The sequence below is a fragment of the Halomonas sp. genome (genome assembly GCF_029263665.1).
GTDB lineage: Bacteria > Pseudomonadota > Gammaproteobacteria > Pseudomonadales > Halomonadaceae > Halomonas.
In genome coordinates this window covers 166,113-191,540 of record NZ_JAJUFQ010000005.1, presented here as the reverse complement: position 1 = coordinate 191,540, position 25,428 = coordinate 166,113, and the positions used below count along the sequence as shown (strand labels likewise).

Sequence of the window (25,428 nt, the reverse complement as noted above, 5' to 3'; positions counted from 1 at the left end):
ATCAGTTGTCATCAGCTGCTGCATGCACCGACTGGCTGGGAGCAATGTGAATGCCTCCCACCCAGCGTTCGTTGGCAACATGGTCCAGCCAACACGCGCTGCCTTCCACAACGCTTTGGCCAAGTGCTGTCAGCAAAAGCTGGCGATGCGGCCATTCCTGCTGAATTTCGCTGATTTCCAGAACTGGCTGAGGAGCCGTTATCAGCGGCTGCAGCAACCACCAGAACATCAAGTCGCCAAGGTACGGCAGCGGTTCACGTTCAACCATCAAATAGGCGAATGTCTCGCCAACAGGTAAAGGGCCATGATCGCGCACGATTTCCAGGATCAAGCGTTCGGTCAAACCAAGCCCTGAATCTTTCTCGGGGAGTTCCTGTAGATGACGTGCCAGGGCCTTTGCCATCATTGGCAAGGCTGGCGTACCGCTGTTCACCAATGCCTTCAAGGCTTGAGGATTGTCTGAGGTCAATGCTGCCCAGGCCTGGCTGCCCAATTGCATCAAGGATGCAGTAACCGGGCGTCGCTGTCGCCACAGCCAGGCCAGTACATCGGGTGCGAGTTGGCCAATACCGATGAAACGTTTGACCCCCGGAATCGCCTCCACGGCGATCAGTTCAATAGTGGCTGGGACTGGTCGCAAGTACAGGCGATGCAGCAGGTATGCCAACAGCAATTGGTCGTAGCTATCATGCTCGAACCACAGTACGACACGCTCGTAGTTGTCCAGTGTCTCCAGGCCGGCATAGCTTTGGCGCAAACGCTCCTCGATATCTGGCACTTCCATGCCCGCTTTTTCGGATATGGCCAACAGATAGCCGGTTCGTAGCTGCATCAGCTCATCAGGCGCCACATCCTGCAATGGCCCCATGCAGAAAGGGTCGGAGAATTCGAGGAAATCCCCCTGAAAGCCAGCGATCTCGAGACTGTGCTTGATGTCCGAACCACAACGAATATGTAGCGTAGAGCAGTCCCGGTCGCCCTGTTCTGCCACCCGTTTTTGTGCCATGTCCAAGGCTTCAGCATGAGCCTTTAGCCTGGCCCAGTCAGGGAAACCTGATTCCCGGGCGATAACCCATTTAGCCTCAGCAAGTGTCAGTGGTGTTTGACGTTCAGGAATATATGCCAAGACGCGAGCCAGGGCTTCTGGCTCATCAGCCTGCCACGCTTCCAGCAGTGCCTTGGCATGCGCATGTTGCTGAGTAAGGGTGAAACGACCGTGATGCGTGGGATCGTATCGGGAACAAGTCGTCATGCGATTCCTTCCATGCGCAGGGCTGGTCATCAGATAGAGAATTATATGTAATGGGGCGTTTTCATTGCCATAAAGCCAGGATCTCGATGGCCTTTGGCCCTGGTCAGGGAAGCCCAGAAAGATGACGACACTGCAATGTGAACTGGATAGTGTTCAACAAAGGCGTGAGCGTGCGACGCGCATCACCTTCCTGATTGCCGGGATCGCGATAGCGGCCTGGGCGCCTTTGGTGCCTTATCTTAAGAACGGCCTGGCAATAGATGACGGCGGCCTGGGCTTGTTGCTGCTGTGCCTGGGGCTGGGGTCGCTGGTGGCGATGCCGGTGACCAGTGCTCTGGTCGTGCATATGGGGGCTCGTCGGGTCATCGTGATGAGTGCTCTGGTGTGCCTGAGCTGTTTGCCATTGCTGGCGGGGCTGAGCAGTTTTCTTGCGGCCTTCATCACCCTGCTGGTGTTCGGGGCCAGCATCGGCATGCTCGATGTGGCCATGAACCTGCAGGCGGTGGCCGTGGAACGCACCAGTGGGCGCAGCTTGATGTCCGGCTTTCACGGCCTGTTCAGTCTTGGCTCTATTGTCGGCGTCAGTGCCATGATGGGGCTTCTTGCCCTTGGCCTGTCTCCAACATGGGCGGCAAGCATTGTCGTGATGGCTGCGCTGCTGGGTCTGGTCATGGCCTGGAGCGGCCTGTTGAATGAAGTTTCTGCGGATCGTAGCGCGCCAACATTCGCCCTGCCCCGAGGCATCGTTCTGTTACTCGGAGCCATCTGTGCCATCAGTTTTCTGGTCGAGGGTGCCATGCTCGATTGGATTGGGGTGCTGTTGCATGAATATCGAGATGTCAGTACCGCATGGGCGGGGCTCGGCTACGCGTTGTTCTCTGTGAGCATGACCATTGGGCGCTTGAGTGGCGATAGATTGATTGGGCGTTTTGGTCATGTACCACTGGTCACGCTGGGCACGGCGCTGGCGGCTTTCGGAATGCTATTGATCAGCCTGGTACCGCACTGGCTGGTGGCCGGGCTGGGTGCCATGTTGGTGGGACTTGGATGCTCCAATCTCGTACCGATCATGTTCTCGCTGGCGGGCCGCCAGACATTGATGCCCGAACGCGTCGCCCTGCCGGCCGTCGTGACCCTGGGCTACGCCGGCCTGCTCGCTGGCCCTGCTGCCATTGGCCACGTGGCGAATGTGACCAGCCTGGTGATGGCATTGGTGATGCTGGCCCTGCTGCTGGCAGCGGCAACCGTGATGGGAGCACGGTTGCCACGCTCCCGCTATCTCAAGCTCCGTTGAGTCGAGAACATGGCGCGAAAAATATCAGCCTCTATTTACGCCTTTATTGATAGCCTTTCACTGGAGATACCGGCGGGGATATTTTTGCGTTAGCAAGTTTTATGCACCCATCTTATAGAGCACACGCAAGGCCGGTCATTCTGGATCAGCTTGCGTGCCTCTAACTATGGGAGAGTTTCAGAAATCAGCTTTTCTCGCGGAATTGCTGATAGGTTTCCTGTGCACGGGTCAAGTGGCAGCGCATGGCTTCATGGGCGGCTTCCGGGTCACGTGCGAAGATGGCATCGACGATGGCCTGGTGCTCAGCTTCGACCCGCTGAAGGTAGACATCGGCTGAAGCAGTATTGACTTCGCTGCTGACGAGTTTCGAACGAGGAATGGCACTCAGGTTGAGCTGTTCAAAGAACAGCGCAAAGAAAGGATTGTGAGTGGCCTTGGCGATGGCGTGGTGGAACTCGAAATCCTCATTGCGTGCCAGTGTCTGCTCGCGGCGGGCAGCAATGAAAGCCACATGCTTGGCCTCGATGAGCGCCCGGTCCTCCGCATTATGGCGTTCGGCGGCCAGTGCGGCGGCGGCAGGCTCCATGTTCAGCCGTAATTCCAGCACATGAAGAATGTCCTGCACGGTGGTCGGGCGGATGCGCTTGGCGGGCATAGCCTCTGCCGGCATGGCACGAATCACGGTGGTGCCAATGCCGCGCCGTGCCTCCACCAGGCCCAGGGATTTCAAATGCGCGACGGCTTCGCGAATCACCGTTCGACTGACGCCAAATGACTCGCACAGCCCGCTCTCTGTCGGCAGTTTGTCACCGACGGCAATGCTGCCATTGGTGATCAAGCCTTCCAATTGATCGGCCACGTGCATCGACAGATTGCCCTCGCGGGTCAGCTTCTGCACATTGAGTGGGGCCGCTTCAGTGCGCGGCTGGGGCTTGGCTACCATGGGCAAGCTTCCTCTTCACTACATCGTTCCCTGGGCGCAGAGGCCAACTCAAGGCCTCTGCGTTCCGCCAGTCTATCAGGACGGGTGTTATAGATCCCTACTGTCATTCACTTATGCCATTTACCTTCAGTCATGCACTCATGTGTCATCCGGGTGCCCTTGAGTGACAAATTTTCCACCTTGATGCACCACGGCTGGATCCAACGGGTCCAGTTGTCCGTCCCTCGTTTCGGTTTCTTCACGCCAAGGCTCAGAGCTGTCCTTGGGTATCCAGCCAAGGAAACTTGCTTCTCGATTATCCCACCATTGCTCACTGTTATTGGAAGCACCATAGACGACAGTATTTCCAAGTTTTGGGGTGACAAAGGCACGTTCCAGCAAGGCCATGAAGTCGGCGACACTCAGCCAAGTGGCCATCATGCGCGTATCTGCCGGTTTCTCGAAACAGGAGCCAATCCTCACGCTGAGCGTTTCCAGACCAAATTTGTCGTGATAGAGACTGGCCAAGTCCTCACCAAAGCATTTGGACAGGCCATATAATGAGTCGGGGCGGCGCGGAACCTTGTTGTCCAGGCGCTGGTTGCGTGGATAGAAACCAATGGTGTGATTGGAACTGGCGAAGACGATACGTGGCTTGCCAAAGCGGCGAGCGGCCTCGTACACATGATAGGTGCCGGCAATATTGGCTGGCAGGATCTGGTGCCAGGAGCGTTCGACCGATACACCGCCCAGGTGAATGATGCCATCGCAACCCTGGACCAGCTGATTCACGGCCTCGGTATCGGCCAGGTCACAGGTGATGATCTCTGCCCCATCGCTGCCCTGTTCTACTTCCACGATATCCGACAGGCGAATTTCCCTGGCCAGGCGTGACAAATAAGGACGAATGGCCTTTCCTACTCCCCCTGCCGCACCAGTGACCAATAGTCGATTCAACATATTGCATTTCTCCTTTCTGATATCGGTTAAATCAGATATCGGTTCATTCAGATATCGTTTCAGCGCATCAATTCAGGCAGTGTCATGGACAAGGCGGGGACATAAGTGACCAGCATCAATGCCGCGAACAGGGCAAGATAGAACGGCCATATGGTGCGCACTGCCTGTTCGATCTTGATCTTGCCGATGACACTACCGACAAACAGGCAAGCGCCCACCGGCGGGGTGCACAACCCGAGCCCCAGGTTGATCATCATGATGATGCCGAACTGGATCGGGTCCATGCCAAATTGTGTGGCGACAGGCAGGAAGATGGGGGTACAGATCAGGATCAGAGCTGCCATGTCCATGATCATGCCGAGAGCCAGCAGGATCAGATTGAGCAACAACAGGATGACGTAAGGGTTGTCGGTAATCCCGAGCAATGCCGACGAAAGCAATTCCGGCACATTGTATAGCGCCAGAAGATAGGAAAAGGCTGATGCGCAGGCGACCAGGATCATGACCAGTGCGGTAGTGCGCACAGCTTGGTAGACCGCCTGCTTGAAAGCATTCCAGCTCAGCTCACGATAGACCAGCCCGGTGATGAGGATGGCGTAGATGGCGCCGAAGGCACCAGATTCGGTGACGGTAAGAATGCCTGATAGCACGCCGCCGACAATGATCACGGCAGTCAGCAAACCAGGAGTGGCGACGACGAAGCTGATGGCCAGGGCCCGCCAGCCGGGAAAGGTTTCACCGCGATAACCTCGCTTGACGGCCACGACATAGGCGGCGATGGCCAGCAGCCCACACATCAGTACGCCGGGAACGATGCCTGCCACGAACAATTGCGTGATGGAAATACCCCCACCTGCGGCCACGGCATACAGAATCATGTTGTGGCTTGGCGGAATGACGACCCCCGCAATCGATGACGTGACCGTGACATTCACCGAGTAATCGGCGTCGTAGCCCTTCTCCTTCATTACCGGGATCAGGATGGAACCCAGCGCGGACGTATCTGCCACAGCGGACCCCGAGATCCCGCCGAACAGCATCGAGGAACTGACATTGACCATGCCAAGCCCTCCGCGTACCCGCCCCACCGCTGCCGAAGCCAGGCGCACCAGACGCTGGGAGATGCCCCCGTGCAGCATCAGTTCGCCTGCGAAGATAAAGAACGGGATAGCCAGCAATGAGAACACCGATATGCCGGACAGAATACGCTGAAAGGCGACAAACAGTGGCAACCCTTCATACATGAAGGTGACAACGGCAGCCAGACCGACAGCAAAGGCGACCGGAGCGCCGACGACCAGTCCAAGAAAGAAGACACCGAACAATATGGTGAGTCCCATGATCAATCCTCCATCCCGGTTGAGTGCCCTGTCTGGGTGCTGGAACCCGTCAGGCGGCGCAGAATATTGTTGATGGTAAATATCACCATCAGTACGCCGCAGATGACCAGCGGCAAAGCTCTCCAGCTTTCGGAGATACCGAGGATCGGAATCGGACGATCGAGGTTGTCGAGTACTAACATGTAGCCCTGCCAGGCCATGAAGGCACCGAAGACCGCAGTGAACAGGTCTGCCATTTGACACATGACACTGCGTAGCCGAGTTGGCATGGCTTCCTGGATCATGTCGATCTTCAGGTGCATGTCATGCCTGACACCAGCGGCAGCGCCGAGGCAGGTGATGTAGACAACGCACAGCAGCGCCGACTGTTCGACCCAGGTTGGCGTATCGTTGAGTACATAACGGCCGAATACCAGCCAGCCGAAGGAAATGATCAGGAACACCAGCAATATGCCGGCAGAGACAAGACATAGATGCGCAATACTATCGAGCGCCCTGTCTATCGTGTCTGGTTTCGTCATGCCGGTTTCTTTCCATTCCAAGCTCGTCACATCAGAGCCATCAGCGATATCTACTGAGCCTTCAGCGGTATCAGCCGACGAGGAAGAAGCGTCGATGGGTAGCGTCACAGGGAAACAGCCTCTCGCTCAGCCCGGGAAGAAGACGCTTCCCAGGCCTGTATCAGGTGCGAATCAGTCTTTCTGGGCGGTACGAATATCCTCGACCAATGACGCAAGATCGGGGTGCTCGGAATTGAAGGATTCGTAGAGCGGCTGCATGGCTTCCTGGAACGCTGCCTTGTCCGCCACATCATTGATCTGATCGCCGGCCTCGATGACCTTCTCACGACTGGCTGCAGCACCCTCAGCCCATAGCTTGCGCTGTTCGGTTGCAGCGTTGACGGCGGCCTGGCGCACAATCTCCTGATCCTCTGCACTCATATCATCCCAGGTGCTCTTGGAGACACACAGGCATTCCGGCAGGATCAGGTGGTCAGTATTGGAGTAATACTTGGCGACTTCGTAATGACCGCTGGATTCATAGGAGGGGTAGTTGTTCTCTGCCCCGTCGATGACCCCAGTCTTGAGCGATTGATAGACTTCGCTATAGGCCATCGGCGTCGCATTGCCGCCCAGGGCATTGATCATGTCCACATAGAGGTCATTGTTCATCACCCGCAGTTTGAGACCCTTGACATCATCCGGGGTCTCGATGGGATGCTGGGTGTTGTAGATGCTGCGGGCACCGGATCCGAACCAGGAAAGTGCCACCAGCCCCTTCTCTTCCAGGGCGTCGGCGAAACGCTGGCCGATGTCACCGTCCATCAGGCGATACATGTCCTCTTCACTGTTGAACAGGAACGGTAGCGACAGCACATTGGTGGCGGGCACGATCGGCCCCATCGGTCCCATGTTGAAGTTGGCAAAGTCGAGAGCACCATTGCGAGTCTGTTCAATGGCATCGGGCTGATCGCCCAGCACTCCACTGTGGTAGACCTTGGGCTCGATACGCCCCTCTGTCTTTTCTGCGACTTCTGCCGCGAAGCTGTCCAGGGCGACACTGTTCGGATATTCCGGTGGATGGACGTTCCACCCCCGCCATTGTTCCGCCTGTACCTGCGTTGCGCCTAGTAGCGCAATGGTAATAGCGCTTGCCAAGGCAGTGGAGCGTAGAACTGGGCGCAGAACGGGAGAGCTGTCGTTAGGCATTTCAGGGACCTCATATTGGAGTTATTGGCTGAGTTTCTGATCCCTCATCCCTACTGCGAAGAGGGATTGCTAATAGGACATAATATGTATGACAAAATAGGGGGGCGAGATCATGTGCTGCAAGTCTGAAAGCCAGGATTTCGACTAATTGCCTATCAAATAGCGTTCACTACGCCTGATGTCGACCCGCCATATGCGATGGCTCGGTATCGAATGATCGATACCGAGCCATCGTGGCCATATCGGCAGCACGACGTGTGCTAACGACACGGTGTGTCATGCCTCTGACATGACGTGCAGCTACAGAGTGTGCAACCGCTTATCTTTCTCCGCTATTTTTTCCGTTTCGGCTTCTTACGCTTCCACTGGCGCGTAGGAGCCATCCTCGCGATGCACTTCCTTGCCCGTCAGGCCAGGTGTGAACACACAGGCCAGATGCATGGTCTTGTGCGCACGCAGCAGGTGATCATCGTGCTGGTCGAGGATATAGATATCGCCTGGTTTGATCGGCCAGACCTTGCCGTCAGCCAAGGTCTCGACCTCACCCTCACCTTCGATGCAGTACACCGCTTCAAAGTGATGCTTATAGTGAATATGCGTCTCGGTGCCTTCGAAAATGCGGGTGATATGGAAGGAACACGCTCCCCCATCATCGACCAGGCACAGGCGTGTGCTATCCCAGTTACCGTTCTCGGCGGTCACCAGGCGGTCTGTCTTGCGTGCTTCTTCCAGGTTACGAACGATCATGATGGCTCCTTGATCTGTCAATAATGGTGACGACTGGCTCAGGCCAGCACTTCATGAATACTACGTTCAAGAATGTCGAGACCTTCAAGCAGGTCCTCATCGGGGATCGTCAGCGGGCACAGGCACTTGACCACTTCCCCATCCTGGCCGCTGGTCTCGATGACTAGGCCATTCTCGAAGGCCTTGCCGGTAATCTTGTCGGCCAATTCGCCGCTGCCGACATCAATCCCACGCATCAGACCACGGCCACGCTCACTGGCAGGATATCCCTTGTCGCTGATCCAGCCGGCCAGTTGCGTGAAGCGCTCCTCGACAATGTGCGCCTTGCGCTGTACATCGCGCTCGAAGGTGTCGTCGCTCCAATACTTGCGCATGGCGGCGGCGGCTGTCACGAATGCCAGATTGAAACCGCGGAACGTGCCGTTGTATTGACCGGGTTTCCATTTATCCAGCTCTGGACGCATCAGCACGTGGGCGAACGGCAACCCTAGGCCAGACAGAGACTTGGAATTGGTCACGATGTCCGGCGTGATGCCAGCATGCTCGAAGCTGAAGAACTTGCCGGTACGGCCACAACCTGCCTGGATGTCATCAATGATCAGCAGAATGTCGTTGGCACGGCAGATACCTTCCAGGCGCTGGAGCCACTGGGTGCTGGCGACATTGATACCGCCCTCCCCCTGGACGGTCTCCACGATCACGGCGGCAGGCACATCGAGGCCACCGGACTTGTCGCCCAGCAGCTTTTCAAAGTAATCGAGAGTATCTGTACCGTCGCCCAGGTAGCCATCGAAAGGCACGAAGGAAGCACCTACCGTCGGCACACCCCCGGTGGCTTCACGGAACTTGCGGTTGCCTGTGGTGGCCAGCGCGCCCATGGTCACGCCATGAAAGCCGTTGGTGAAGGACACGATGTTGTGCCGGCCCTTGGCCACCCGGGCCAGGCGAATGGCGGCTTCTACAGCGTTCGTCCCAGTTGGACCAGGCAAATGGATCTTGTAGTCCAGTCCTCGCGGTTTGAGGATCACCTCTTCCAGCGTTTCCAGATAGTCGCGCTTGGCAGCGGTCCAGAAATCAAGGCCGTGGATAATGCCATCGCTGGAGAGGTATTCGACCAGCGCCTGCTTCAGCTCCGGATTGTTGTGCCCATAGTTGAGCGTACCGGCACCAGCCAGAAAATCGATGTACTCACGCCCATCTTCGTCTGTCAGGCGCGCATTCACTGCTTTGGTGAAGACCACCGGAAACGAGCGAGAGTAGGTACGGACGTCAGATTCCATACGTTCGAGTGTCTGGGTCTGCATGTGCGACCTCCAGTAAGTCATTGAAAAAAGTGTCTTGGAATACAGAAGAAGGATGTGCATGGCCAGCGCCCAGGGCAGTGCCATGGCCCTTGGGACATGGCAGCTGTTTTCGGCTGACGCTGAACATGGGAGATAGTCAGATACGCGACGTTTCGAAGGGACCGATGCGTACCAGATTTTCTGGATCGTGCTGACCGCCAAGCTGATCCGTGGAGAAGTATTCGCGGGAGTTGAGTAGTGCCTGCCAGCGATCCGCCAGGCGCCGGAACAGGCCCCATGATGCCTGGTTGTCCGGCGTGATGGTGGTTTCCAGATGATGCACGGAATCCAGTTCCGGGCGAGTCAGTACGGCCTCGACCATGCGGCGAGCCAGGCCAGTACCACGCGCCTTTTCATTGACCGCGACTTGCCACAGGAAATACGTATCAGGCGAGTTGCTTTTCACATAGCCGGAGACGAAGCCACATATCTCGCCGTCCGCATCGGTGGCAACCGCGCAGCTGTCGCGGAACTGAGTGGCGAGCAGCAGATAAGCATACGCAGAGTTGACATCCAGCGGTGGGCAGGACTTGACCAGCTCGTAGATGCCCCAGCCGTCATCGGGGTTGGGCTTGCGAATGAAAAGAGGGGAAGTTTCATGGCCCACCACCGCATCTGCCACACTCGGCTTGGCAAGGTCGACGGAAGCAGTGAAAGGCTCGGTAATGGCACTGGGTGCAATCATAAAATGATGTTTCGCTGTTGCGATTGTGCCGAAAAGGATAACAGCCCCTCATGACTTTTTAAAGTCGGCGTTATGACGATAGCGTTTTTCCATAACGCAGAATTATGGAAGAATGGTCATGCCCGCTGCTGAGCGGGCATGCAGCATGGCGGGGCCAAGGAATTGTCCTTGCTCGATCAGTGCCCACCAATGTTTCGGACAATCCTTGGGGATCATCAGTTCACGCTGTCGATGTCGTCGGCGATAGTCTGGAGATGCGCATAAAACTGTGCCACAGCCATTTCGACGACGGGTTTGTAGGCTTCGGTGAAATGCTGAGAAAGCTCCTGCATCGCTTGCCGGGTCGCTGCCACATCCTTCTGGCCTGCGGGTGACTGATAGAATGCCAGTATTTGTGCCAACTCCTCGTCGGAGATGTTCTTCCCGTAGTAGTCGCCCCAGGCGCTTGCCACCTCCTGTGTCGTCCATTGGGGAGCCAGCTTGGACACAGCATCTTGATAGGCGGCCTCGAATTTTTCCATGTAATCCGGGGTGGGATTGATCTGGGTTTCTATCTGATCAACCGTACCGCGCATGGTTTCTTGTGTGGTTTTCTGCTGAATTTCGATCTTTTGAAGCAAAATATCCGTCAACCTAGTCGCTTCAACGAGCTGTTGCAGCATTTCGTCACGGCTCTGGGCAGATGCGCCACAAGATACCAAGAAAAATACAATGGCAATGATTCCTTTCATTCTGCCTTCCTTATGTAAGGGAAAGTTCGGTAAATGATGGTGCTGCTCTCTTTTATGGAGCTACTCGCGTTCGTCTTGTGTGTTAAATTTTATTCAGAACAACGATAGTTCATTGAATTAACGAGAAATTGTGTATCAGTGAAAGGCAATTCTTCCGTAGTCTATATGGTGGATATAGAGTGAAAAATAGCGATATTCCAGATGCTTACATGTTGTCCATTTATGCTGAATAAAATTATCTGTTCAATAGGAATGAAGTGTTGGAAACTGAATTGGCATAATCAATTTTCCTGACCAAATAATTAGTACCAATGAGGCAAGTGAACGATCAATCCTTGCTAACGCTCCCGCATTGCCTGGGAAGTCACCGCGACAACGGGTGAGAAGAGATATTCCAGAATACGTCGCTTGTTGGTCTTGATTTCCACACTGACCTGCATGCCCGCCGACAGCGGCACCGTTCGGCCGTCAATGTTCAGGGATCAAGCATAAGGTTCGAAAAAGGGAATGGGCTGAACTCCCATTCCCTTTCATTGCTTGCCGCCAGTGTTTACAGCAAGGATGGCAACTGCTCATTGATCAAGGAGGCGACATCCGTGACATGGTTGCCCAGAGACGCTATGTGTCCGCCAGATAGCGGTGGCGCCGAGTCTTGAGTCGCGGGCAGCAAGTCATCGAGGTTAATGCCTTCCGAGATGCTGTTCTGCATGGCAACGGCCTTGGGGACAAGCAATGAAGCAAGCGGCTCCATTTTCTGAGCACTGCTGTCCACCGTCACCACCTGGGTCTGCATGGATTCGATCTCAAAGGTGCCGTTGGCCTCCATATCGATCACTCGCACCATGTAGGTGTGCTTTCCGTCTGCCAGCACACGCTCATCCACATAGTTCCAATCGACGTTGTTGACGACCAGGTCGGTCCAGGTCACACCGCCATCAATACTGATCTGGGCCTTTTCGTCTGGATCAAGCGGTTCGCTGAGCGTCCCCTGAAGTGTCAGTGTGTTGTCACTGGTGATGAAGTCCCCTGGCGTACCGGTATCCTCGGAAATGGCATTGATACCTGGCTGCACCGGTCCATCCGTAAAGGTGAACTCAATCTCCCCCACTTCCGTTGTACGGCTGCCAACGGCCTGCACCACTTCATAGTCTTGCTGACCAAGCGCCTGGTGCGGCAAGGTCACCGACCAGGTACCATCCGACTGCACTTGAGTGTCGGCGATGAGCTGATGAGTCTCGTCATTGAGAATCCTGATCGTCGCCCCGGGTTCACCTGTTCCCTTGAAGGTCGGGGTGCGGTCATTCGTCAGCGCGTTGTCTGCCAGCGGCTTGCCATCATCATCCACGACCTGGAAAGTGACACGAGTCACCTTTCCGCCAGAACTTCCATTGGTATCGTTGTTTCCGCCACCGCCACCGCCACCGCCACCGCCACTGGCCGCTGCGGCTATCGCACCGGCAGCAAGTAAGCCTCCTCCGACCCAAGCCCAGGTACCCCATTCAGAGTTCGTATCGGATGACGCCTGGGCCTCTTGGCCAGCGGATAGTAACTGTGCATCCTGACTACTCAGGGGTTGGCTCGCATGGGTTAGCGATACAGGCTCTCCTGATGACTCAGAACTGGCCGATTCAGAAAGATGCAGCTCGACAAGCTTTTCATCCTCGTCCATTACCAATGAGGTGCCACTCTGGGTAAAGTAACCGTTGATACGTACCACCTGCCCATCGGTCATACGCAAGAGCAGGTCTTCGCCCGCCCGCTCCATGGCCTGAACCTGCGACACTTGAGCCTGGACATGCACCAGGCTGGGGGCATTCACCGCTACCGTACTTTGCTGCAGCACGTCTCGCATCAGGGTGGAACGAGAAACGATTTCGACAGTAATCCCCATATGCAGCAATCTCCATACCCATTAAAAGACGCCAATCTTTACGGGGCATTGAGCAAATGGAAATAAGAGCTGGCTGAAAAAAGCCAGGAAATTTCTCTAATTACGAGAGTTTCCTCATCAGTTGAGTGGCTGCCAGTCCGCATCAGGGCGACCAAGAACATCTATGCAGCGTTTCCCAAAAACAAGGCCGCTTATTGCAAGCGGCCTTGTGGGTCTATCCATGATGTTCAGCCACGGCTGTTCATGCGGTGGCTGTGTTATCCGTCAGTGACTTTCAAGCATCATTCTGCGGCCAGCGGCGTGACTCGCTGCGCATGGTGACGAATTCCTCTGCGCCGGTGGGGTGAATGCCGACGGTAGCGTCGAAGTCGGCCTTGGTCAGGCCTGCGCGTACGGCGATGGCGATGCCCTGGATGATCTCTCCGGCTTCTTCGCCCACCATATGGGCCCCTACCACGACATCGGTGGCGTCGTCGACGATCAGTTTCATCAGGCAGCGTTCTTCACTGCCGGACAGGGTGTGTTTCATGGGGCGGAAATCGGTGCGATAGACGCGAATGGCGGCAAAACGCTCACGCGCGGCTTCTTCGGACAGGCCGACGGTGCCGATATTGGGATGACAGAACACTGCCGTGGCGATGTTGTCGTAATTCATCGGCCCCTTGGGCGGCTGGCCATAGTGGTGAGCGACCATGTGCATGGCCTCTGCCAGGGCGACCGGAGTCAGTTCCGGGCCACCGGTAACATCGCCCAGGGCCAGGATCGAGGGTTCGGAGGTCTCGAAACGGTCGTTGACCTTGATATAACCCCCATCGTCGAGCTCGATGCCAAGGCTGTCCAGGCCGAGACCTTGAAGGTGGGGCTTGCGTCCGGTGGCAGAAAGCACCGCATCCACCTCCAGCACTTCTCCGCTGGTCAGGGTTACCTTGAGACCAGTGTCGACTTTCTCGATGGACTCGATATTGGCGCCAAAGTGCAGGTTGACGCCTTTCTTGGCCATTTCATCACGGGTGAACTCACGTACTTCCTGATCAAATCCGCGCAGGAACAGGTCACCGCGATAGACCAGGTGAGCATCGGCACCGAGACCATTGAAGATGCTGGCAAACTCGACTGCGATATAGCCACCGCCCAGAACAAGGAAACGCTCGGGGAAGCGCTCCAGATCAAAGACCTGATTGGAATTCAGCGCATACTCGTTGCCGGGGAAATCGGGTACCCAGGGCCAGCCTCCTACGGCGACGAGTATCTTCTCGGCACTGATGCGCTCGCCATCAACTTCCACGCTATGGGCATCAAGCACCTTGGCGCGTGCATTGATCAGGCGAACGCCGGCATTTTCCAGCAGCTTGCCGTAAATACCGTTGAGACGCTTGATCTCGCCGATCTTGTTGTCGCGCAGCGTGGCCCAGTCGAACTCGGGAGCTTGTGGCAGCGTCCAACCAAAACCATGGGCATCTTCAAAGGCATCGTGGAAATGCGCGGCATAGGAATAGAGTTTTTTCGGTACGCAGCCGACATTGACGCAGGTTCCGCCCAGGTAACGGTCTTCGGCGATGGCAACGCGTGCGCCGGTCGCAGCAGCAGTACGCGCTGCACGCACGCCGCCGGATCCTGCTCCGATGACGAACAGGTCATAGTCGAATTGTGACACTAGCTTCTCCCTATATGGACGTGATGACCACAAATGGTCTCAGGGTTTGGTTTTAGTCGCATGATACCAGTGTCACCTTACTGTCGGGAGGGTGCTTGGTTGTCGGGAGAGTGCTTGACCCATCGGGAAACGGCCGGTAAAAGAATGCCCGCACCTGCTTCTTTCATGTATTTTACATACGATGTTTTACATGCCATCCGGGGGATACGATGAACGATATTGAAAAGCTGCTCAGCAACAACCGCGAGTGGGCAGATCGCATGTGCGAGAGCGACCCGGAGTTCTTCAAGCGACTGGCCCAGCAGCAGACACCGGAATATCTATGGATCGGGTGTTCCGACAGCCGCGTTCCGGCCAACCAGATCATTGACCTGCCTCCCGGTGAAGTCTTCGTTCACCGTAATGTGGCCAACCTGATCTATCACAACGACATGAACGCCCTGTCAGTGGTCCAGTTTGCGGTCGACGTGCTCAAGGTGCGTCATATCATGATCGTCGGCCACTATGGTTGCGGTGGTGTGCGCGCTGCGGTGACCGGGGCCCAATGCGGGATGGTGGATTACTGGCTGCACAAGGTCCGCGAACTCTACAGCTTCCACAGCCACGAGATTGAGCACTTGAGCGTCGACGAGCAGGTCGATCGCATGTGCGAGATCAATGTGCGCTCCCAGGTCAACAACCTGTGCCGCACCAAGGTCATCCAGCGCGCCTGGCAACGCGGTCAGGAACTTTCGGTGCACGGCTGGGTGTATGGTCTCAGCGATGGCCGTGTCACCGATATGGAATGCAGCGTGCATGGCCTGGACCAGGTCAAGCAGTTGTATCGGATTGATCGGGTGAGCTCGAACGAAGACTGATAACGGGGCTGCTGACTTGTCAGGTCATCGCTCGCGACCTTTGTCAGCAGCCTCATCACGTCTCTTATCTCTTCTCTTTCCCTGCTTTTCTCTCACTTTTCGGGCCTTATTCGCCCAATGTATGGCGCCTGTCACAATTTCGATTGTGCTACAGGCGCCATGCTCTCTATCTTGATAGCGCAATCGCTCATCGATTTCTGAACTACCGATATAACAACCCTAAAAGCAGGTAACCTATTCCATGTTCAAGAAAACTCTACTGGCCAGTGCCTTTGGTGCTGCCATGCTGACGGCTGCCCTGCCCCAGGCCGCTCTGGCCGACAACACTCTGCGCATGGCCTACGATGCCGACCCTGTGTCGCTGGATATCCACGAGCAACTGTCCGGCGGCATTCTGCAGCTATCGCATATGGTGTTCGACCCTTTGGTGCGCTGGACCAAGGATTACCAGTTCGAACCGCGACTGGCGACCGAGTGGGAACAGGTTGATGACACTACTCTGCGCATCAAACTGCGCGAGGGTGTGAAGTTTCATTCCGGCAATGATTTCACCGCCAAGGATGTGGCCTGGACCATCGAGCGTCTCCAGCGCAGTGGGGACTTCAAGGCCATCTTCGAGACAATCGACAGCGTCAATGTCGTCGACGACCACACCGTCGAGATCGTCACCAAGCAACCGGATCCGCTGTTGCTCAACATCGCTACTTACATCTTCCCGATGGACAGCGAGTTCTACAGCGGAGAAACCGACAGTGGCAAGGCCAAGGACGAAATCGTCAAGAACGGCAATTCCTATGCATCTACGCATGTCTCCGGTACCGGCCCATTCAAGGTGACTGGCCGCCAGCAAGGGGTAAAAGTCGAATTTGAGCGCTTCGCCGATTACTGGGATACCGAATCTCCTGGTAACGTCGATCACATCGTGCTGACGCCCATCAATGAGAATGCCACCCGCGTTTCCGCTCTGCTCTCTGGCGATGTGGACTTCATTGCTCCTGTTCCGCCCAACGATCTGGAACGTGTCGAGGCCGATCCGGACGCCAAGCTGGTGACCATGTCCGGCACACGCATCATCCTGCTGCACATGAATCAGGAGCGCGTTGAAGCCTTCAAGGATGCACGTGTGCGCCAGGCCTTCACCTATGCCATCAACCAGGAAGGCATTGCTTCGCGGTTGATGAAAGGCTTCGCCACCCCCGCCGCGCAACTGTCGCCGGAAGGCTATGCCGGCCATAATCCCGATCTGACGCCTCGCTACGATCTGGAAAAAGCCAAGGAACTGATGGCTGAAGCGGGTTATGAAGATGGCTTCTCCATCACCATGATGGCGCCCAACAACCGTTACGTGAACGATGCCAAGATTGCTCAGGCAGTGGCGGCCATGCTGGCCAAGATCAACGTTCGCGTGGACCTGAAGACCCTGCCCAAGGCGCAGTACTGGGGGGAATACGACAATCGTGCGGCGGATATGATGCTGATCGGCTGGCATGCCGATACCGAAGACTCTGCCAACTTCTTCCAGTACCTCACCGAGTGCCCCAATGCCGAGACGGGGGCAGGCCAGTACAACGCTGGCAATTACTGCAACCCGGAACTCGACAAGCTGCTTGAACAGGCCAACCTGGAGCTCGACAAGGACAAGCGTGCCGACATGCTCCAGCAGATCGAGCAAGGTCTGTACGACGATGCGGCCTTCGTGCCATTGCATTGGCAGGACCTGGCTTGGGCATCGGCTAACAATGCCGATATCGAACCGATTCTCAACGTGATGAACTTCCCCTATCTCGGGGACCTGGTCATCGAAGAATAACGGTCCAGGGCCATCGTAGAGGCTGCTGACGGCAGCCTCGTATTTTCTGGCACAGAGCGGCGTCTCGGCAGGGACGACGCTTCCCCCTTATCAGGTATTTCCTCAATGATCGCATTTCTGATCAAGCGCCTGTTCCATGCGCTGCTGGTGATGTTCGTCATCAGCCTGATCGCTTTCGCCATCCAGGATAATCTCGGTGACCCCGTTCAGCAGATGGTTGGCCAGTCTGTTCCGGAAAGCGAGCGTGCTGCACTGCGCGAAGAGCTTGGCCTGAATGACCCCTTCCTGGTCCAGTATCTGCGCTTTGCGGTCAATGCGACGCAGTTCGATTTTGGCTATTCCTACGTCTTTCACGAACCGACTACCCAGGTCATTCTGCGTCACTTGCCGGCCACCCTGGAGCTGGTATTTGCCTCTACTTTGCTGATCATTCTGCTGTCGGTGCCCATCGGCGTGTATAGCGCGATCAAGCCTCGAGCCTGGCTATCGCGATTCTTCATGGGGGTGTCCATCGTCGGTATCTCCATTCCGGTGTTCCTGACGGCTATCGTGCTGATTCAGCTGTTTGCCATCGGCATCAGTTGGTCGCCCTTCCCCGCGGATACTTCCTGGGGGGGCTGGCTCAATGGACTGATTTCCACTGAAGGCGGCCTGCCAGCCTACGGGCGTGGCAATCCCGAACATGTTTTCGGCACCTGGTACACCAATTTCACTTCGCTCAAGGGGCTGACTTACCTGATATTGCCCGCGATCTCCCTGGCGTCGATCATGCTGCCGCTGTTCATTCGCCTGATCCGCGCCGAGATGCTCGAGGTGCTGCAGTCCGAGTACGTCAAGTTCGCTCGGGCCAAGGGCATCTCCATGCGTCGCATCTACTTCGTGCATGCCTTGAAGAACACCATGCTGCCGGTGATCACTGTCGGTGGTGTGCAGATCGGTACCCTGGTGGCCTATACCATCCTTACCGAGACCGTATTCCAGTGGCCGGGCATGGGACTGATGTTCCTCGACGCCATCAACCGCTCGGACATTCCCTTGATCGTGACCTACCTGATGATCGTTGGTGTGATCTTTGTGGTTACCAACACCGTTGTTGACCTGATCTATGGCTTGGTCAACCCCACCGTCAAGCTCACAGGCAAGCCCGCATGACGACTTCCACCACACCTTCATCCACTACACCATCACCCAGTACGCCCAGCCGCTGGGAGCGTTTCCGCGACTCCTTCCTGCTGTATAGCTTCAAGCGTGACCTGGTCGCGCAACTGAGCCTGATCATCTTTATCCTCATGGTTGGCGCGGCGGTGCTGGCACCGTGGCTTGCCCCGACCAATCCTTATGATCTCGCCAGTATCGACCTGCTGGCCTCGGAACTGCCGCCGTTCTGGATCGAGGGAGCGGATCCGCTGTATGTCATGGGCACCGATGCCCAGGGGCGCGACCTGCTGTCGACCATTCTCTATGGCATGCGGGTCTCTCTGGTCATCGGCTTCGGTGCCGTGTTGCTGCAAGCGACCATTGGTGTGTGCTTTGGCCTGTTGGCCGGTTATCTCGGTGGTCGTATTGATGCCTTCCTGATGCGCCTGGCCGATATCCAGCTGTCCTTTTCCACCTTGATGGTGGCCATCGTGGTCGGCGCCCTGTTCAAGTCGATCTTTGGCGGTGCGACCTACAGCGACTATGCCATGTGGCTGCTGGTGCTGATCATCGGCCTGGCTGAATGGCCACAGTATGCGCGTACCGTGCGTGCATCGGTGCTGGCCGAGAGAGCCAAGGAATATGTTGATGCTGCTCGTGTCATGGGCCTGCGCCGGCGCCGCATCATGTTTCGCCATATCCTGCCCAACACGCTGTCGCCGATTTTCGTCATCTCCACGGTACAGGTGGCCAATGCCATCATTTCTGAAGCGGCACTGTCTTTCCTTGGCCTTGGCATGCCCGAAACCCAGCCTTCCCTGGGCTCATTGATCAAGTCCGGTTTCGATTACCTGCAGTCCGGTTCATGGTGGATCACCTTGATTCCCGGCCTGGTGCTGGTGGTGCTGGTGCTGGTGATCAATCTGCTTGGCGACTGGCTGCGTGATGTGCTCAATCCACGGTTGTACAAGGGCTGAAGCGAGGAGAAACCAGATATGGCACTGCTAGAAGTCAACCACCTCGATGTGCGCTTTGCCCTGCGCCAGGGCGATATCAAGGCCCTGCGCGATGTGTGCTTCAGCCTCGACCGTGGCGAACGCCTGGGCATTGTAGGAGAGTCCGGTGCAGGCAAATCGGTTGCCGCCTTCAGCCTGCTCAACCTGATTGCCAAGCCTGGCTATATCGCGGGTGGCAGCATCAATTTCGATGGTCAGGAACTGACCTCCATGAGCGACCGGCAACTGCGCAGGGTGCGTGGCCACCGAATCTCGATGATCTTCCAGGATCCGATGATGACGCTCAATCCCGTGTTGTCCATCGGCGAACAGATGATCGAATGCCTCAAGGCCCATCGCCGCATCTCGACCAGGGAAGCCCGAAGCATCTCTCTGCGCAAGCTGGAGCAGGTGCAGATTCCCTCGCCGGAAAAGCGTTTGAGCCAGTATCCGCATGAACTGTCCGGGGGCATGCGTCAGCGCATCATCATTGCCATCGCCTTGCTGCTGGATCCGGATATCATCATTGCCGACGAACCGACCACCGCGCTGGATGTGACCATTCAAGCCGAGATCATGGCGCTGTTGCTGGAGTTATGCGAGAAGCACAATGTCGCGTTGATCCTCATTACCCATGACCTGGGTGTAGTCAGCCAGGTCACCCAGCGCATGCTGGTGATGTATGCCGGCCGTGTCATCGAACAAGGCCCGACCCGGGAAATCATCAATGATCCCCAGCACCCCTATACTCAGGGATTGATGAATGCCCTGCCGCAGATGGCGACTCCTGGGCAGCGGCTCAATCAGATCCGCGGCAGCATGCCGTCGTTGAACAATCTACCGAGTGGCTGCACCTTTCATCCCCGGTGCGATTTCACTACCCGTCCCGATGGCAGCGAACGGACTTCCTGCCATGAAGAAGTGCCTGGCTTCGTGCGTTCGGGCAATTGTCAGGTGGCCTGTCATATGGTCGCTGAAATGCAGGATGCCAATCGCATTCCGGTCGAGGAGGTAACCCCATGACAGCCCGCGCCGCCCATGTGGCTCTTGCATCGCATGAACATGAATCTGAACACCAGGATCAAGCGACACGTACTCTGCTTGAGATTCGAGGCCTGGAGAAGCGCTTCGACCTGTCCGGTGACTTCCTCGAACAACTGAAATTCCGCCGTGGTCGGCTGGTGCGTGAACAATCCCATGTTCACGCGATCAATGGCGTCGATCTGGACATTCACCGCGGTGAGGCATTGTGTGTCGTGGGTGAGTCCGGCTGTGGCAAGTCCACCGTCGCTCGTACCGTCATGGGATTGCTGCGCCCTTCTGCCGGTGAGATTCATTACGATGGCGAACGCATCGATCATCTGGAAAGCAAGGCGCTGCTGCCCTTCCGCAAACGCATGCAGATGATTTTCCAGAACCCCTACGCGTCGCTCAATCCACGCATGACGATCCAGCAGACGCTGGAAGAACCGATTCGCTTGCATCAGCCAGGCTGGAGCCGTGAACAGGTTCGCGAAAAGGTTGCCGAAGTGATGACGTCGGTGGGCATCGCCCCGGACTGGGGCGTGCGCTATGGCCATGAATTCTCCGGTGGCCAACGCCAGCGTATTGCCATTGCCAGGGCCCTGGCGGTGGATCCGGAATTCATCGTTGCCGATGAGCCGATATCTGCCCTGGACGTATCCATCCAGGCCCAGGTATTGAACCTGCTGATGGAAGCGCAACGCGAACGTCACCTGACTTATCTGTTCATCACCCACGACTTGGCCGTGGTCGAGCACTTCGGGACCCGAGTCGCGGTAATGTACCTGGGGCGGGTATGCGAGGTCGCTCCGACCAGGACGCTGTTCGCTCAACCCCGCCACCCCTATACCCAGGCATTGATGTCAGCCATACCCAAGCTGGAAGACGACCGTCCGCAGCATATTCGCCTGCAAGGCGAAGTGCCGACACCGGTCAATCTGCCTTCCGGGTGTGTCTTCCATGCTCGTTGCCCGCATGTCAGCGAACGCTGTCGCCGGGAAATCCCCAGGTTGATTGCGACCAGAGATGGTGGCCAGGTGGCCTGCCATGCCGTCGAAGAAGGCCGTATCAGTTGACGGATGTCACATTCATGGAGTTGAGAGGGCATATCAGGAAAGTCGATCTGCCCTCCTTCTGGCAGAATGCACCACCGCAGGGACTATGCTGTGACACGCAGCTAATGAAAAGTACCAAAAAAACACGAGATTCCCATGGAAATCCGCTGGCTGGAAGACTTTCTGGCCTTGGCCCGTACGCGACATTTCTCGCGTGCTGCCGAGGAGCAGAATGTCACTCAACCGACCTTCTCGCGCCGTATCAAGCTGCTTGAAGAGGAAATGGGGACGACGCTGATCAACCGTCAGACGCTGCCCCTGTCATTGACGCCTGCTGGCGAGACCTTTCTGGTCATGTGTCAGGATGTGACCTGGCGTGTGGGAGCCACGCGTCAGCGCCTGGCACAGATGGCTGAAGAACAGGCAGGCCAGTTGCACCTTGGGGCATCGCAAAGCCTGTTGAGCCACTTTTTCCCGGAATGGCTGGAAAGCCTGGATTCGCCACCGCCCCTGGTTCCCCAACTACGTGCAACATCATGGCTGCTTGCCGATTATTTTCAGGGCTTGGCATCCGGCGAGATCGATCTGGCGTTGTGCTATTGGCCCGTGAATGGCAATCCCCTCGACGTGGCCGATGAAGAGACGGAGCATTGCGTGATTGGCCGGGAACGTTATTTCCCGGTATGCCTGCCGGATGAACAGGGAATGCCCAGCTTTGCTTTGGATGGCGACCGTGGCCGCTCCCTGCCTCTGATCGCTTATCATCCTCGCGGTATCATCGGTGCCTCTATCAGTGCACACCTGGATAGCCAGCCGGGCTGCCCGACGCTCACTGTGCTCAACGAGAGCATCCAGAGCAGCAATATCCGGGAACTGGTCAGTCTGGGCTATGGCCTAGGCTGGCTGCCCGAGCGGGTTGCCAGCTCTGCCCTGGAAAAGGGCGAGCTGGTCCATGCAGGTGAATCACGCTGGACGGTGGAGTTCGAGATTCGACTCTATCGACATCGCAGTGCGGGCCGTGCGGCGCTGGAGCTGGTGTGGCCCATGCTGATGGGGATGAGTTCTCCTGCCAAGCAAGTTTCCTCATGAGCGTTTCCCTCATGACCTTTCCTCCATGACTTTCCATCCTGGCAGGCTTCCACATATCACTGCCCACCGTTATGGTATCTCGCTATCTTCAGATTTGTCGGCCCCTTGCTTGAGCGTCCGTATGACCGAGTCTTCCTGTTCTGATACCGAGCATATCGGCTTTCTGTTATTGCCCGGATTCTCGATGATGGCGTTCTTTTCTGCCGTAGAGCCATTGCGCATTGCCAACCGCATTGCCGGCAGAAAACTCTATGACTGGACCCTGATCGGCCTTAGTGGAGAACCTGTGACGGCCAGTAACGGCATGACCCTGCTGGTCGATCATCCCATGCAGGAAGTTCGTCATCTTCCGGCACTGGCGGTATGCAGTGGTTTTGATCCCGAAATGTGGATTGGCCATGGCCTGAGAGGATGGCTCAATCGTCTCGATCAGGGAGGCTGCCGTATTGGCGCCCTGGATACAGGTGCTGTGGTGCTGGCTGAAGCGGGGTTGCTGGCAGGTGAAACAGTGACGCTGCATTGGGAGTCGCTGCCAGCCTTCAATGAACGTTATCCGCAGATAACCACCTGTGATGAGCTGTTTCTATTGGGCAAGCGGCGCTTTTTCTGTGCTGGAGGTGCGGCAGCCATGGATATGGCGCTGGAGATGATGGCACGTCGGCATGGCACAACACTGGCTATCGACGTGTCGGAACAGCTTATCCATGACCGTATGCGTTCACGAGGCGACCACCAGCGGATGACGCTGGCCCGGCGTCTGGGCAGTCATCATCCGCGTCTGGTGGAAGCAGTGGCGTTGATGGAACGCCACCTGGAGTCACCTCTGCCATTGCATGAGATAGCACAACGCAGTGGCATTTCGGCACGCCAGCTGCAACGCCTGTTTCAGGAGACCCTGGGTACAACCCCAGCCACCTACTATCTAGGCTTGCGCTTGAAGCGTGCCGAATATCTGTTGCGCGAGACAGACCTTAGCGTATTGGCCATCGGACTGGCCTGTGGTTTCGGGTCTGCCTCGACATTTTCCCGGGCTTTTCAGCGTCATCTTGGCTTCCCGCCCGGAACGATGCGCAAGCGAAACCGCTCCTCCTGACAGGCTCTTTCTAACGCTCTTCGCTGACTCTAGCGCTCTTTGCTAACGGGTTTCGGTGGAACGCCCTGCCTTCACGCTTCGTTCCTTGAACAAGGACACCAATACCCCTGCTGTCATCATCAGTATCACCACACTGAGTGGCAATGCTGTGGCAATCAAGGCGGTCTGCAGTGCCGTGAGGCCGCCTGCAACCAGTAGCACGGCCGCGACCATACCGATCACCAGCCCCCAGAAAATACGGAAATGCTGGGGAGGCTCCGGGTTGCCTAGTGACAGAATGGTGGTCAGAACCAGAGTGCTGGAATCGGCGCTGGTGACGAACCAGCTCATCAGCAAGAAGACCATCATCGCCGAGAGTACCCAGGCCAGAGTGCCATGACCGGCAACGCCATCCGCTGTGGCAAAAAGCGCTGCGGGCAGGTTCCAGTCATTGACCAGGTCTATGATACCGGCACTGCCCACCCCGCCGGCGGCAGACAGTTCCTGATGTAGCGCAGTGCCACCGAAGATGCCCAACCATACAAAGATGATGAAGGTCGGTACCAGCAGTACGCCGAGCACGAACTCTCGCAGGGTGCGGCCACGCGAAATGCGCGCGATGAACAGGCCGATGAACGGTGCCCAGGCCAGCCACCAGCCCCAGTAGAAGATGGTCCATGCCTGCAGCCACTCGGCTTCAGATGGTTCATCGGGATACCACAGTCCCATGGGAATGAAGTGCGTGATGTAATCCGCCATGGTTTCACCAAAGGATGTCAGCAACCACAGCGTCGGACCACCGATGACGAAGGCGCCGATGACCAGTATCGATACCCAGATATTGAGCTCGGAAATGAGCTTGATGCCGCGCTTGACCCCGGACATTGCCGACAAAATGGAAATCACGGTGATGACGGCGATCAGCAACAGCTGGGTATCGAGACCGGCGCTAATGCCAACCAGGCGATTCAGGCCAACCGCCATCTGGCTGACGCCCAGTCCCAGAGACGTGGCAACACCGAAGACACAACCAAGCACCCCAAGAATATCGACGGTGTGGCCTATTGGACCGTAGATGCGGTTCCCGATGAAGGGGTACAAGGCTGAACGCAGTGCCAGAGGCAGTCCTTTGCGGTAAGCAAAATAGGCAAGCGCCATGCCGACAATGACATAGACCGCCCAGCCGTGCAGGCCCCAATGGAAGAAAGTGACGCGCAGTGCATCGATGGCACGTTGATGGTTCAGCTGCGTATCTCCCGCCATGTCGGCATGGGGATTATTGGGGTAACCAAAGCCCCCGCTGTTGTCGAAGTAGAAAATTGGCTCAGCGACACCAAAGAACAGGATGCCAATGCCGATGCCTGCAGAAAACAACATGGAAAACCAGGCAAAGCGGCTGAATTCTGGCTTTTCTCCGTCACGCCCCAGACGCAGGCTGCCAAATGGCGACAGTGCAATGAAGAAGCACACAGCGATCAGTACTACGATGGTGACCAGGTAATAACCGGCGAAAGTGGTCTCGATCCAGTCTCGGGCTGCGCCGAACAGTGCACCGGACAGTTCGGGGTTGGCACCGGTGGCGACGACAAAGGCCAGCACCAGAAGTGCCGCAGACAGTGTCATGCCTCGATGCATGTGTCGGAACAGGCCGCGTTGGGCGAGTATCGATTCAGGATAGCCATTGGGTTGCGGATATCCCTCGGGGTGCCGAGAACCTTTTTGCTGCGGCTCTCTTTCAGGGGAAGATGGGTGATGTGGTGATTGGATAACGACTCTCCTCTCACGGCCGGACAACGGGCCGGCGTTCCCGTGGCAGCACTCTGTCGCTGCCGTCAACGGGAGACTTCTGATTCGGAAGTCTC

General features: G+C 56.6%; 22 protein-coding genes. 9 read left to right on the top strand and 13 right to left on the bottom strand.

Features of this window, described 5'->3' with window-relative positions; translation table 11 throughout:
• Window position 1: 1 nt before the first annotated feature.
• Window positions 2–1,252 (bottom strand): DUF1835 domain-containing protein, encoded by a 1,251-nt coding sequence (locus Q1K07_RS07200; protein WP_300309427.1) that lies wholly within the window; start codon window positions 1,250–1,252, stop codon window positions 2–4.
• Window positions 1,253–1,373: 121 nt separating this feature from the next.
• Between Q1K07_RS07200 and Q1K07_RS07195 the strand changes: the two genes are divergently transcribed.
• Window positions 1,374–2,546 carry an MFS transporter gene (locus tag Q1K07_RS07195; RefSeq protein ID WP_300309426.1) on the top strand — a complete coding sequence of 391 codons (1,173 nt, stop codon included), beginning with the start codon at window positions 1,374–1,376 and terminating at the stop codon, window positions 2,544–2,546.
• Between the two features lie 184 nt (window positions 2,547–2,730).
• On the opposite strand, the gene Q1K07_RS07190 is transcribed toward Q1K07_RS07195, so the two are convergent.
• The 11 genes from Q1K07_RS07190 to gorA all read right to left on the bottom strand — a co-directional run bounded on the left by Q1K07_RS07190 (window position 2,731) and on the right by gorA (window position 14,528).
• Window positions 2,731–3,489 (bottom strand): FadR/GntR family transcriptional regulator, encoded by a 759-nt coding sequence (locus tag Q1K07_RS07190; RefSeq protein WP_300309425.1) that lies wholly within the window; start codon window positions 3,487–3,489, stop codon window positions 2,731–2,733.
• A 138-nt stretch (window positions 3,490–3,627) separates the two neighbouring features.
• Complete coding sequence (locus tag Q1K07_RS07185) at window positions 3,628–4,428, bottom strand: NAD(P)-dependent oxidoreductase (RefSeq protein WP_300309424.1); 801 nt, start codon at window positions 4,426–4,428, stop codon at window positions 3,628–3,630.
• Between the two features lie 59 nt (window positions 4,429–4,487).
• The gene (locus Q1K07_RS07180) at window positions 4,488–5,768 is read right to left on the bottom strand and encodes a TRAP transporter large permease (RefSeq protein ID WP_300309423.1); all 1,281 of its coding nucleotides are present in this window, start codon (window positions 5,766–5,768) and stop codon (window positions 4,488–4,490) included.
• Between the two features lie 2 nt (window positions 5,769–5,770).
• Window positions 5,771–6,289 (bottom strand): TRAP transporter small permease, encoded by a 519-nt coding sequence (locus tag Q1K07_RS07175; RefSeq protein ID WP_300309422.1) that lies wholly within the window; start codon window positions 6,287–6,289, stop codon window positions 5,771–5,773.
• Between the two features lie 171 nt (window positions 6,290–6,460).
• A complete protein-coding gene (locus Q1K07_RS07170; protein WP_300309421.1) occupies window positions 6,461–7,477 on the bottom strand; it encodes a TRAP transporter substrate-binding protein in 1,017 nt (338 codons plus the stop codon).
• Between the two features lie 354 nt (window positions 7,478–7,831).
• On the bottom strand, window positions 7,832–8,224 hold the full coding sequence (locus tag Q1K07_RS07165; RefSeq protein WP_300309420.1) for an ectoine synthase: 393 nt from the start codon (window positions 8,222–8,224) through the stop codon (window positions 7,832–7,834).
• A gap of 38 nt (window positions 8,225–8,262) precedes the next feature.
• Window positions 8,263–9,528, bottom strand: a complete 1,266-nt coding sequence (gene ectB / locus Q1K07_RS07160; protein WP_300309419.1) for a diaminobutyrate--2-oxoglutarate transaminase — start codon at window positions 9,526–9,528, stop codon at window positions 8,263–8,265.
• 136 nt (window positions 9,529–9,664) lie between these two features.
• Window positions 9,665–10,252: a diaminobutyrate acetyltransferase gene (gene ectA / locus Q1K07_RS07155; RefSeq protein WP_300309418.1), complete on the bottom strand. Its 588-nt coding sequence runs from the start codon at window positions 10,250–10,252 to the stop codon at window positions 9,665–9,667.
• Between the two features lie 215 nt (window positions 10,253–10,467).
• On the bottom strand, window positions 10,468–10,983 hold the full coding sequence (locus Q1K07_RS07150; protein ID WP_300309417.1) for a DUF2059 domain-containing protein: 516 nt from the start codon (window positions 10,981–10,983) through the stop codon (window positions 10,468–10,470).
• A 550-nt stretch (window positions 10,984–11,533) separates the two neighbouring features.
• The gene (locus Q1K07_RS07145; protein ID WP_300309416.1) at window positions 11,534–12,874 is read right to left on the bottom strand and encodes an Ig-like domain-containing protein; all 1,341 of its coding nucleotides are present in this window, start codon (window positions 12,872–12,874) and stop codon (window positions 11,534–11,536) included.
• A gap of 274 nt (window positions 12,875–13,148) precedes the next feature.
• Complete coding sequence (gene gorA, locus Q1K07_RS07140; protein ID WP_300309415.1) at window positions 13,149–14,528, bottom strand: glutathione-disulfide reductase; 1,380 nt, start codon at window positions 14,526–14,528, stop codon at window positions 13,149–13,151.
• A gap of 209 nt (window positions 14,529–14,737) precedes the next feature.
• On the opposite strand from gorA, the gene can reads away from it, so the two are divergent.
• The 8 genes from can to Q1K07_RS07100 all read left to right on the top strand — a co-directional run bounded on the left by can (window position 14,738) and on the right by Q1K07_RS07100 (window position 23,587).
• Window positions 14,738–15,385 (top strand): carbonate dehydratase, encoded by a 648-nt coding sequence (gene can / locus Q1K07_RS07135; protein ID WP_149284835.1) that lies wholly within the window; start codon window positions 14,738–14,740, stop codon window positions 15,383–15,385.
• A 241-nt stretch (window positions 15,386–15,626) separates the two neighbouring features.
• Window positions 15,627–17,195 (top strand): ABC transporter substrate-binding protein, encoded by a 1,569-nt coding sequence (locus tag Q1K07_RS07130; protein WP_300309414.1) that lies wholly within the window; start codon window positions 15,627–15,629, stop codon window positions 17,193–17,195.
• Between the two features lie 105 nt (window positions 17,196–17,300).
• Window positions 17,301–18,347, top strand: coding sequence for an ABC transporter permease (locus Q1K07_RS07125; protein ID WP_300309413.1), 1,047 nt, complete (start codon window positions 17,301–17,303; stop codon window positions 18,345–18,347).
• Window positions 18,344–19,309: an ABC transporter permease gene (locus tag Q1K07_RS07120; protein WP_300309412.1), complete on the top strand. Its 966-nt coding sequence runs from the start codon at window positions 18,344–18,346 to the stop codon at window positions 19,307–19,309. Before Q1K07_RS07125 ends, Q1K07_RS07120 begins: the two co-directional genes overlap by 4 nt.
• Before the next feature lie 18 nt (window positions 19,310–19,327).
• Window positions 19,328–20,350: an ABC transporter ATP-binding protein gene (locus tag Q1K07_RS07115; protein WP_300309411.1), complete on the top strand. Its 1,023-nt coding sequence runs from the start codon at window positions 19,328–19,330 to the stop codon at window positions 20,348–20,350.
• Complete coding sequence (locus Q1K07_RS07110; protein ID WP_300309410.1) at window positions 20,347–21,426, top strand: oligopeptide/dipeptide ABC transporter ATP-binding protein; 1,080 nt, start codon at window positions 20,347–20,349, stop codon at window positions 21,424–21,426. Before Q1K07_RS07115 ends, Q1K07_RS07110 begins: the two co-directional genes overlap by 4 nt.
• 135 nt (window positions 21,427–21,561) lie before the next feature.
• Window positions 21,562–22,494: a LysR family transcriptional regulator gene (locus Q1K07_RS07105; RefSeq protein WP_300309409.1), complete on the top strand. Its 933-nt coding sequence runs from the start codon at window positions 21,562–21,564 to the stop codon at window positions 22,492–22,494.
• 121 nt (window positions 22,495–22,615) lie between these two features.
• A complete protein-coding gene (locus Q1K07_RS07100) occupies window positions 22,616–23,587 on the top strand; it encodes a GlxA family transcriptional regulator (RefSeq protein WP_300309408.1) in 972 nt (323 codons plus the stop codon).
• Window positions 23,588–23,629: 42 nt separating this feature from the next.
• Here Q1K07_RS07100 and Q1K07_RS07095 read toward each other — a convergent pair whose 3' ends face one another.
• Complete coding sequence (locus Q1K07_RS07095) at window positions 23,630–25,189, bottom strand: BCCT family transporter (RefSeq protein WP_300309407.1); 1,560 nt, start codon at window positions 25,187–25,189, stop codon at window positions 23,630–23,632.
• Between the last annotated feature and the right edge of the window lie 239 nt (window positions 25,190–25,428).

Excerpts from the sequence above, each read along its gene's own strand:
- Q1K07_RS07095 (WP_300309407.1), bottom strand. The coding sequence starts at position 25,189 with ATGACACTGTCTGCGGCACTTCTGGTGCTGGCCTTTGTCGTCGCCACC.
- Q1K07_RS07190 (WP_300309425.1), bottom strand. The coding sequence starts at position 3,489 with ATGGTAGCCAAGCCCCAGCCGCGCACTGAAGCGGCCCCACTCAATGTG.
- Q1K07_RS07200 (WP_300309427.1), bottom strand. The coding sequence starts at position 1,252 with ATGACGACTTGTTCCCGATACGATCCCACGCATCACGGTCGTTTCACC.
- Q1K07_RS07195 (WP_300309426.1), top strand. The coding sequence starts at position 1,374 with ATGACGACACTGCAATGTGAACTGGATAGTGTTCAACAAAGGCGTGAG.
- Q1K07_RS07100 (WP_300309408.1), top strand. The coding sequence starts at position 22,616 with ATGACCGAGTCTTCCTGTTCTGATACCGAGCATATCGGCTTTCTGTTA.
- ectA (WP_300309418.1), bottom strand. The coding sequence starts at position 10,252 with ATGATTGCACCCAGTGCCATTACCGAGCCTTTCACTGCTTCCGTCGAC.
- Q1K07_RS07145 (WP_300309416.1), bottom strand. The coding sequence starts at position 12,874 with ATGGGGATTACTGTCGAAATCGTTTCTCGTTCCACCCTGATGCGAGAC.
- Q1K07_RS07120 (WP_300309412.1), top strand. The coding sequence starts at position 18,344 with ATGACGACTTCCACCACACCTTCATCCACTACACCATCACCCAGTACG.
- Q1K07_RS07130 (WP_300309414.1), top strand. The coding sequence starts at position 15,627 with ATGTTCAAGAAAACTCTACTGGCCAGTGCCTTTGGTGCTGCCATGCTG.
- Q1K07_RS07110 (WP_300309410.1), top strand. The coding sequence starts at position 20,347 with ATGACAGCCCGCGCCGCCCATGTGGCTCTTGCATCGCATGAACATGAA.
- Q1K07_RS07165 (WP_300309420.1), bottom strand. The coding sequence starts at position 8,224 with ATGATCGTTCGTAACCTGGAAGAAGCACGCAAGACAGACCGCCTGGTG.
- Q1K07_RS07150 (WP_300309417.1), bottom strand. The coding sequence starts at position 10,983 with ATGAAAGGAATCATTGCCATTGTATTTTTCTTGGTATCTTGTGGCGCA.
- can (WP_149284835.1), top strand. The coding sequence starts at position 14,738 with ATGAACGATATTGAAAAGCTGCTCAGCAACAACCGCGAGTGGGCAGAT.
- Q1K07_RS07105 (WP_300309409.1), top strand. The coding sequence starts at position 21,562 with ATGGAAATCCGCTGGCTGGAAGACTTTCTGGCCTTGGCCCGTACGCGA.
- Q1K07_RS07115 (WP_300309411.1), top strand. The coding sequence starts at position 19,328 with ATGGCACTGCTAGAAGTCAACCACCTCGATGTGCGCTTTGCCCTGCGC.
- ectB (WP_300309419.1), bottom strand. The coding sequence starts at position 9,528 with ATGCAGACCCAGACACTCGAACGTATGGAATCTGACGTCCGTACCTAC.
- Q1K07_RS07125 (WP_300309413.1), top strand. The coding sequence starts at position 17,301 with ATGATCGCATTTCTGATCAAGCGCCTGTTCCATGCGCTGCTGGTGATG.
- Q1K07_RS07185 (WP_300309424.1), bottom strand. The coding sequence starts at position 4,428 with ATGTTGAATCGACTATTGGTCACTGGTGCGGCAGGGGGAGTAGGAAAG.
- Q1K07_RS07170 (WP_300309421.1), bottom strand. The coding sequence starts at position 7,477 with ATGCCTAACGACAGCTCTCCCGTTCTGCGCCCAGTTCTACGCTCCACT.
- Q1K07_RS07180 (WP_300309423.1), bottom strand. The coding sequence starts at position 5,768 with ATGGGACTCACCATATTGTTCGGTGTCTTCTTTCTTGGACTGGTCGTC.
- Q1K07_RS07175 (WP_300309422.1), bottom strand. The coding sequence starts at position 6,289 with ATGACGAAACCAGACACGATAGACAGGGCGCTCGATAGTATTGCGCAT.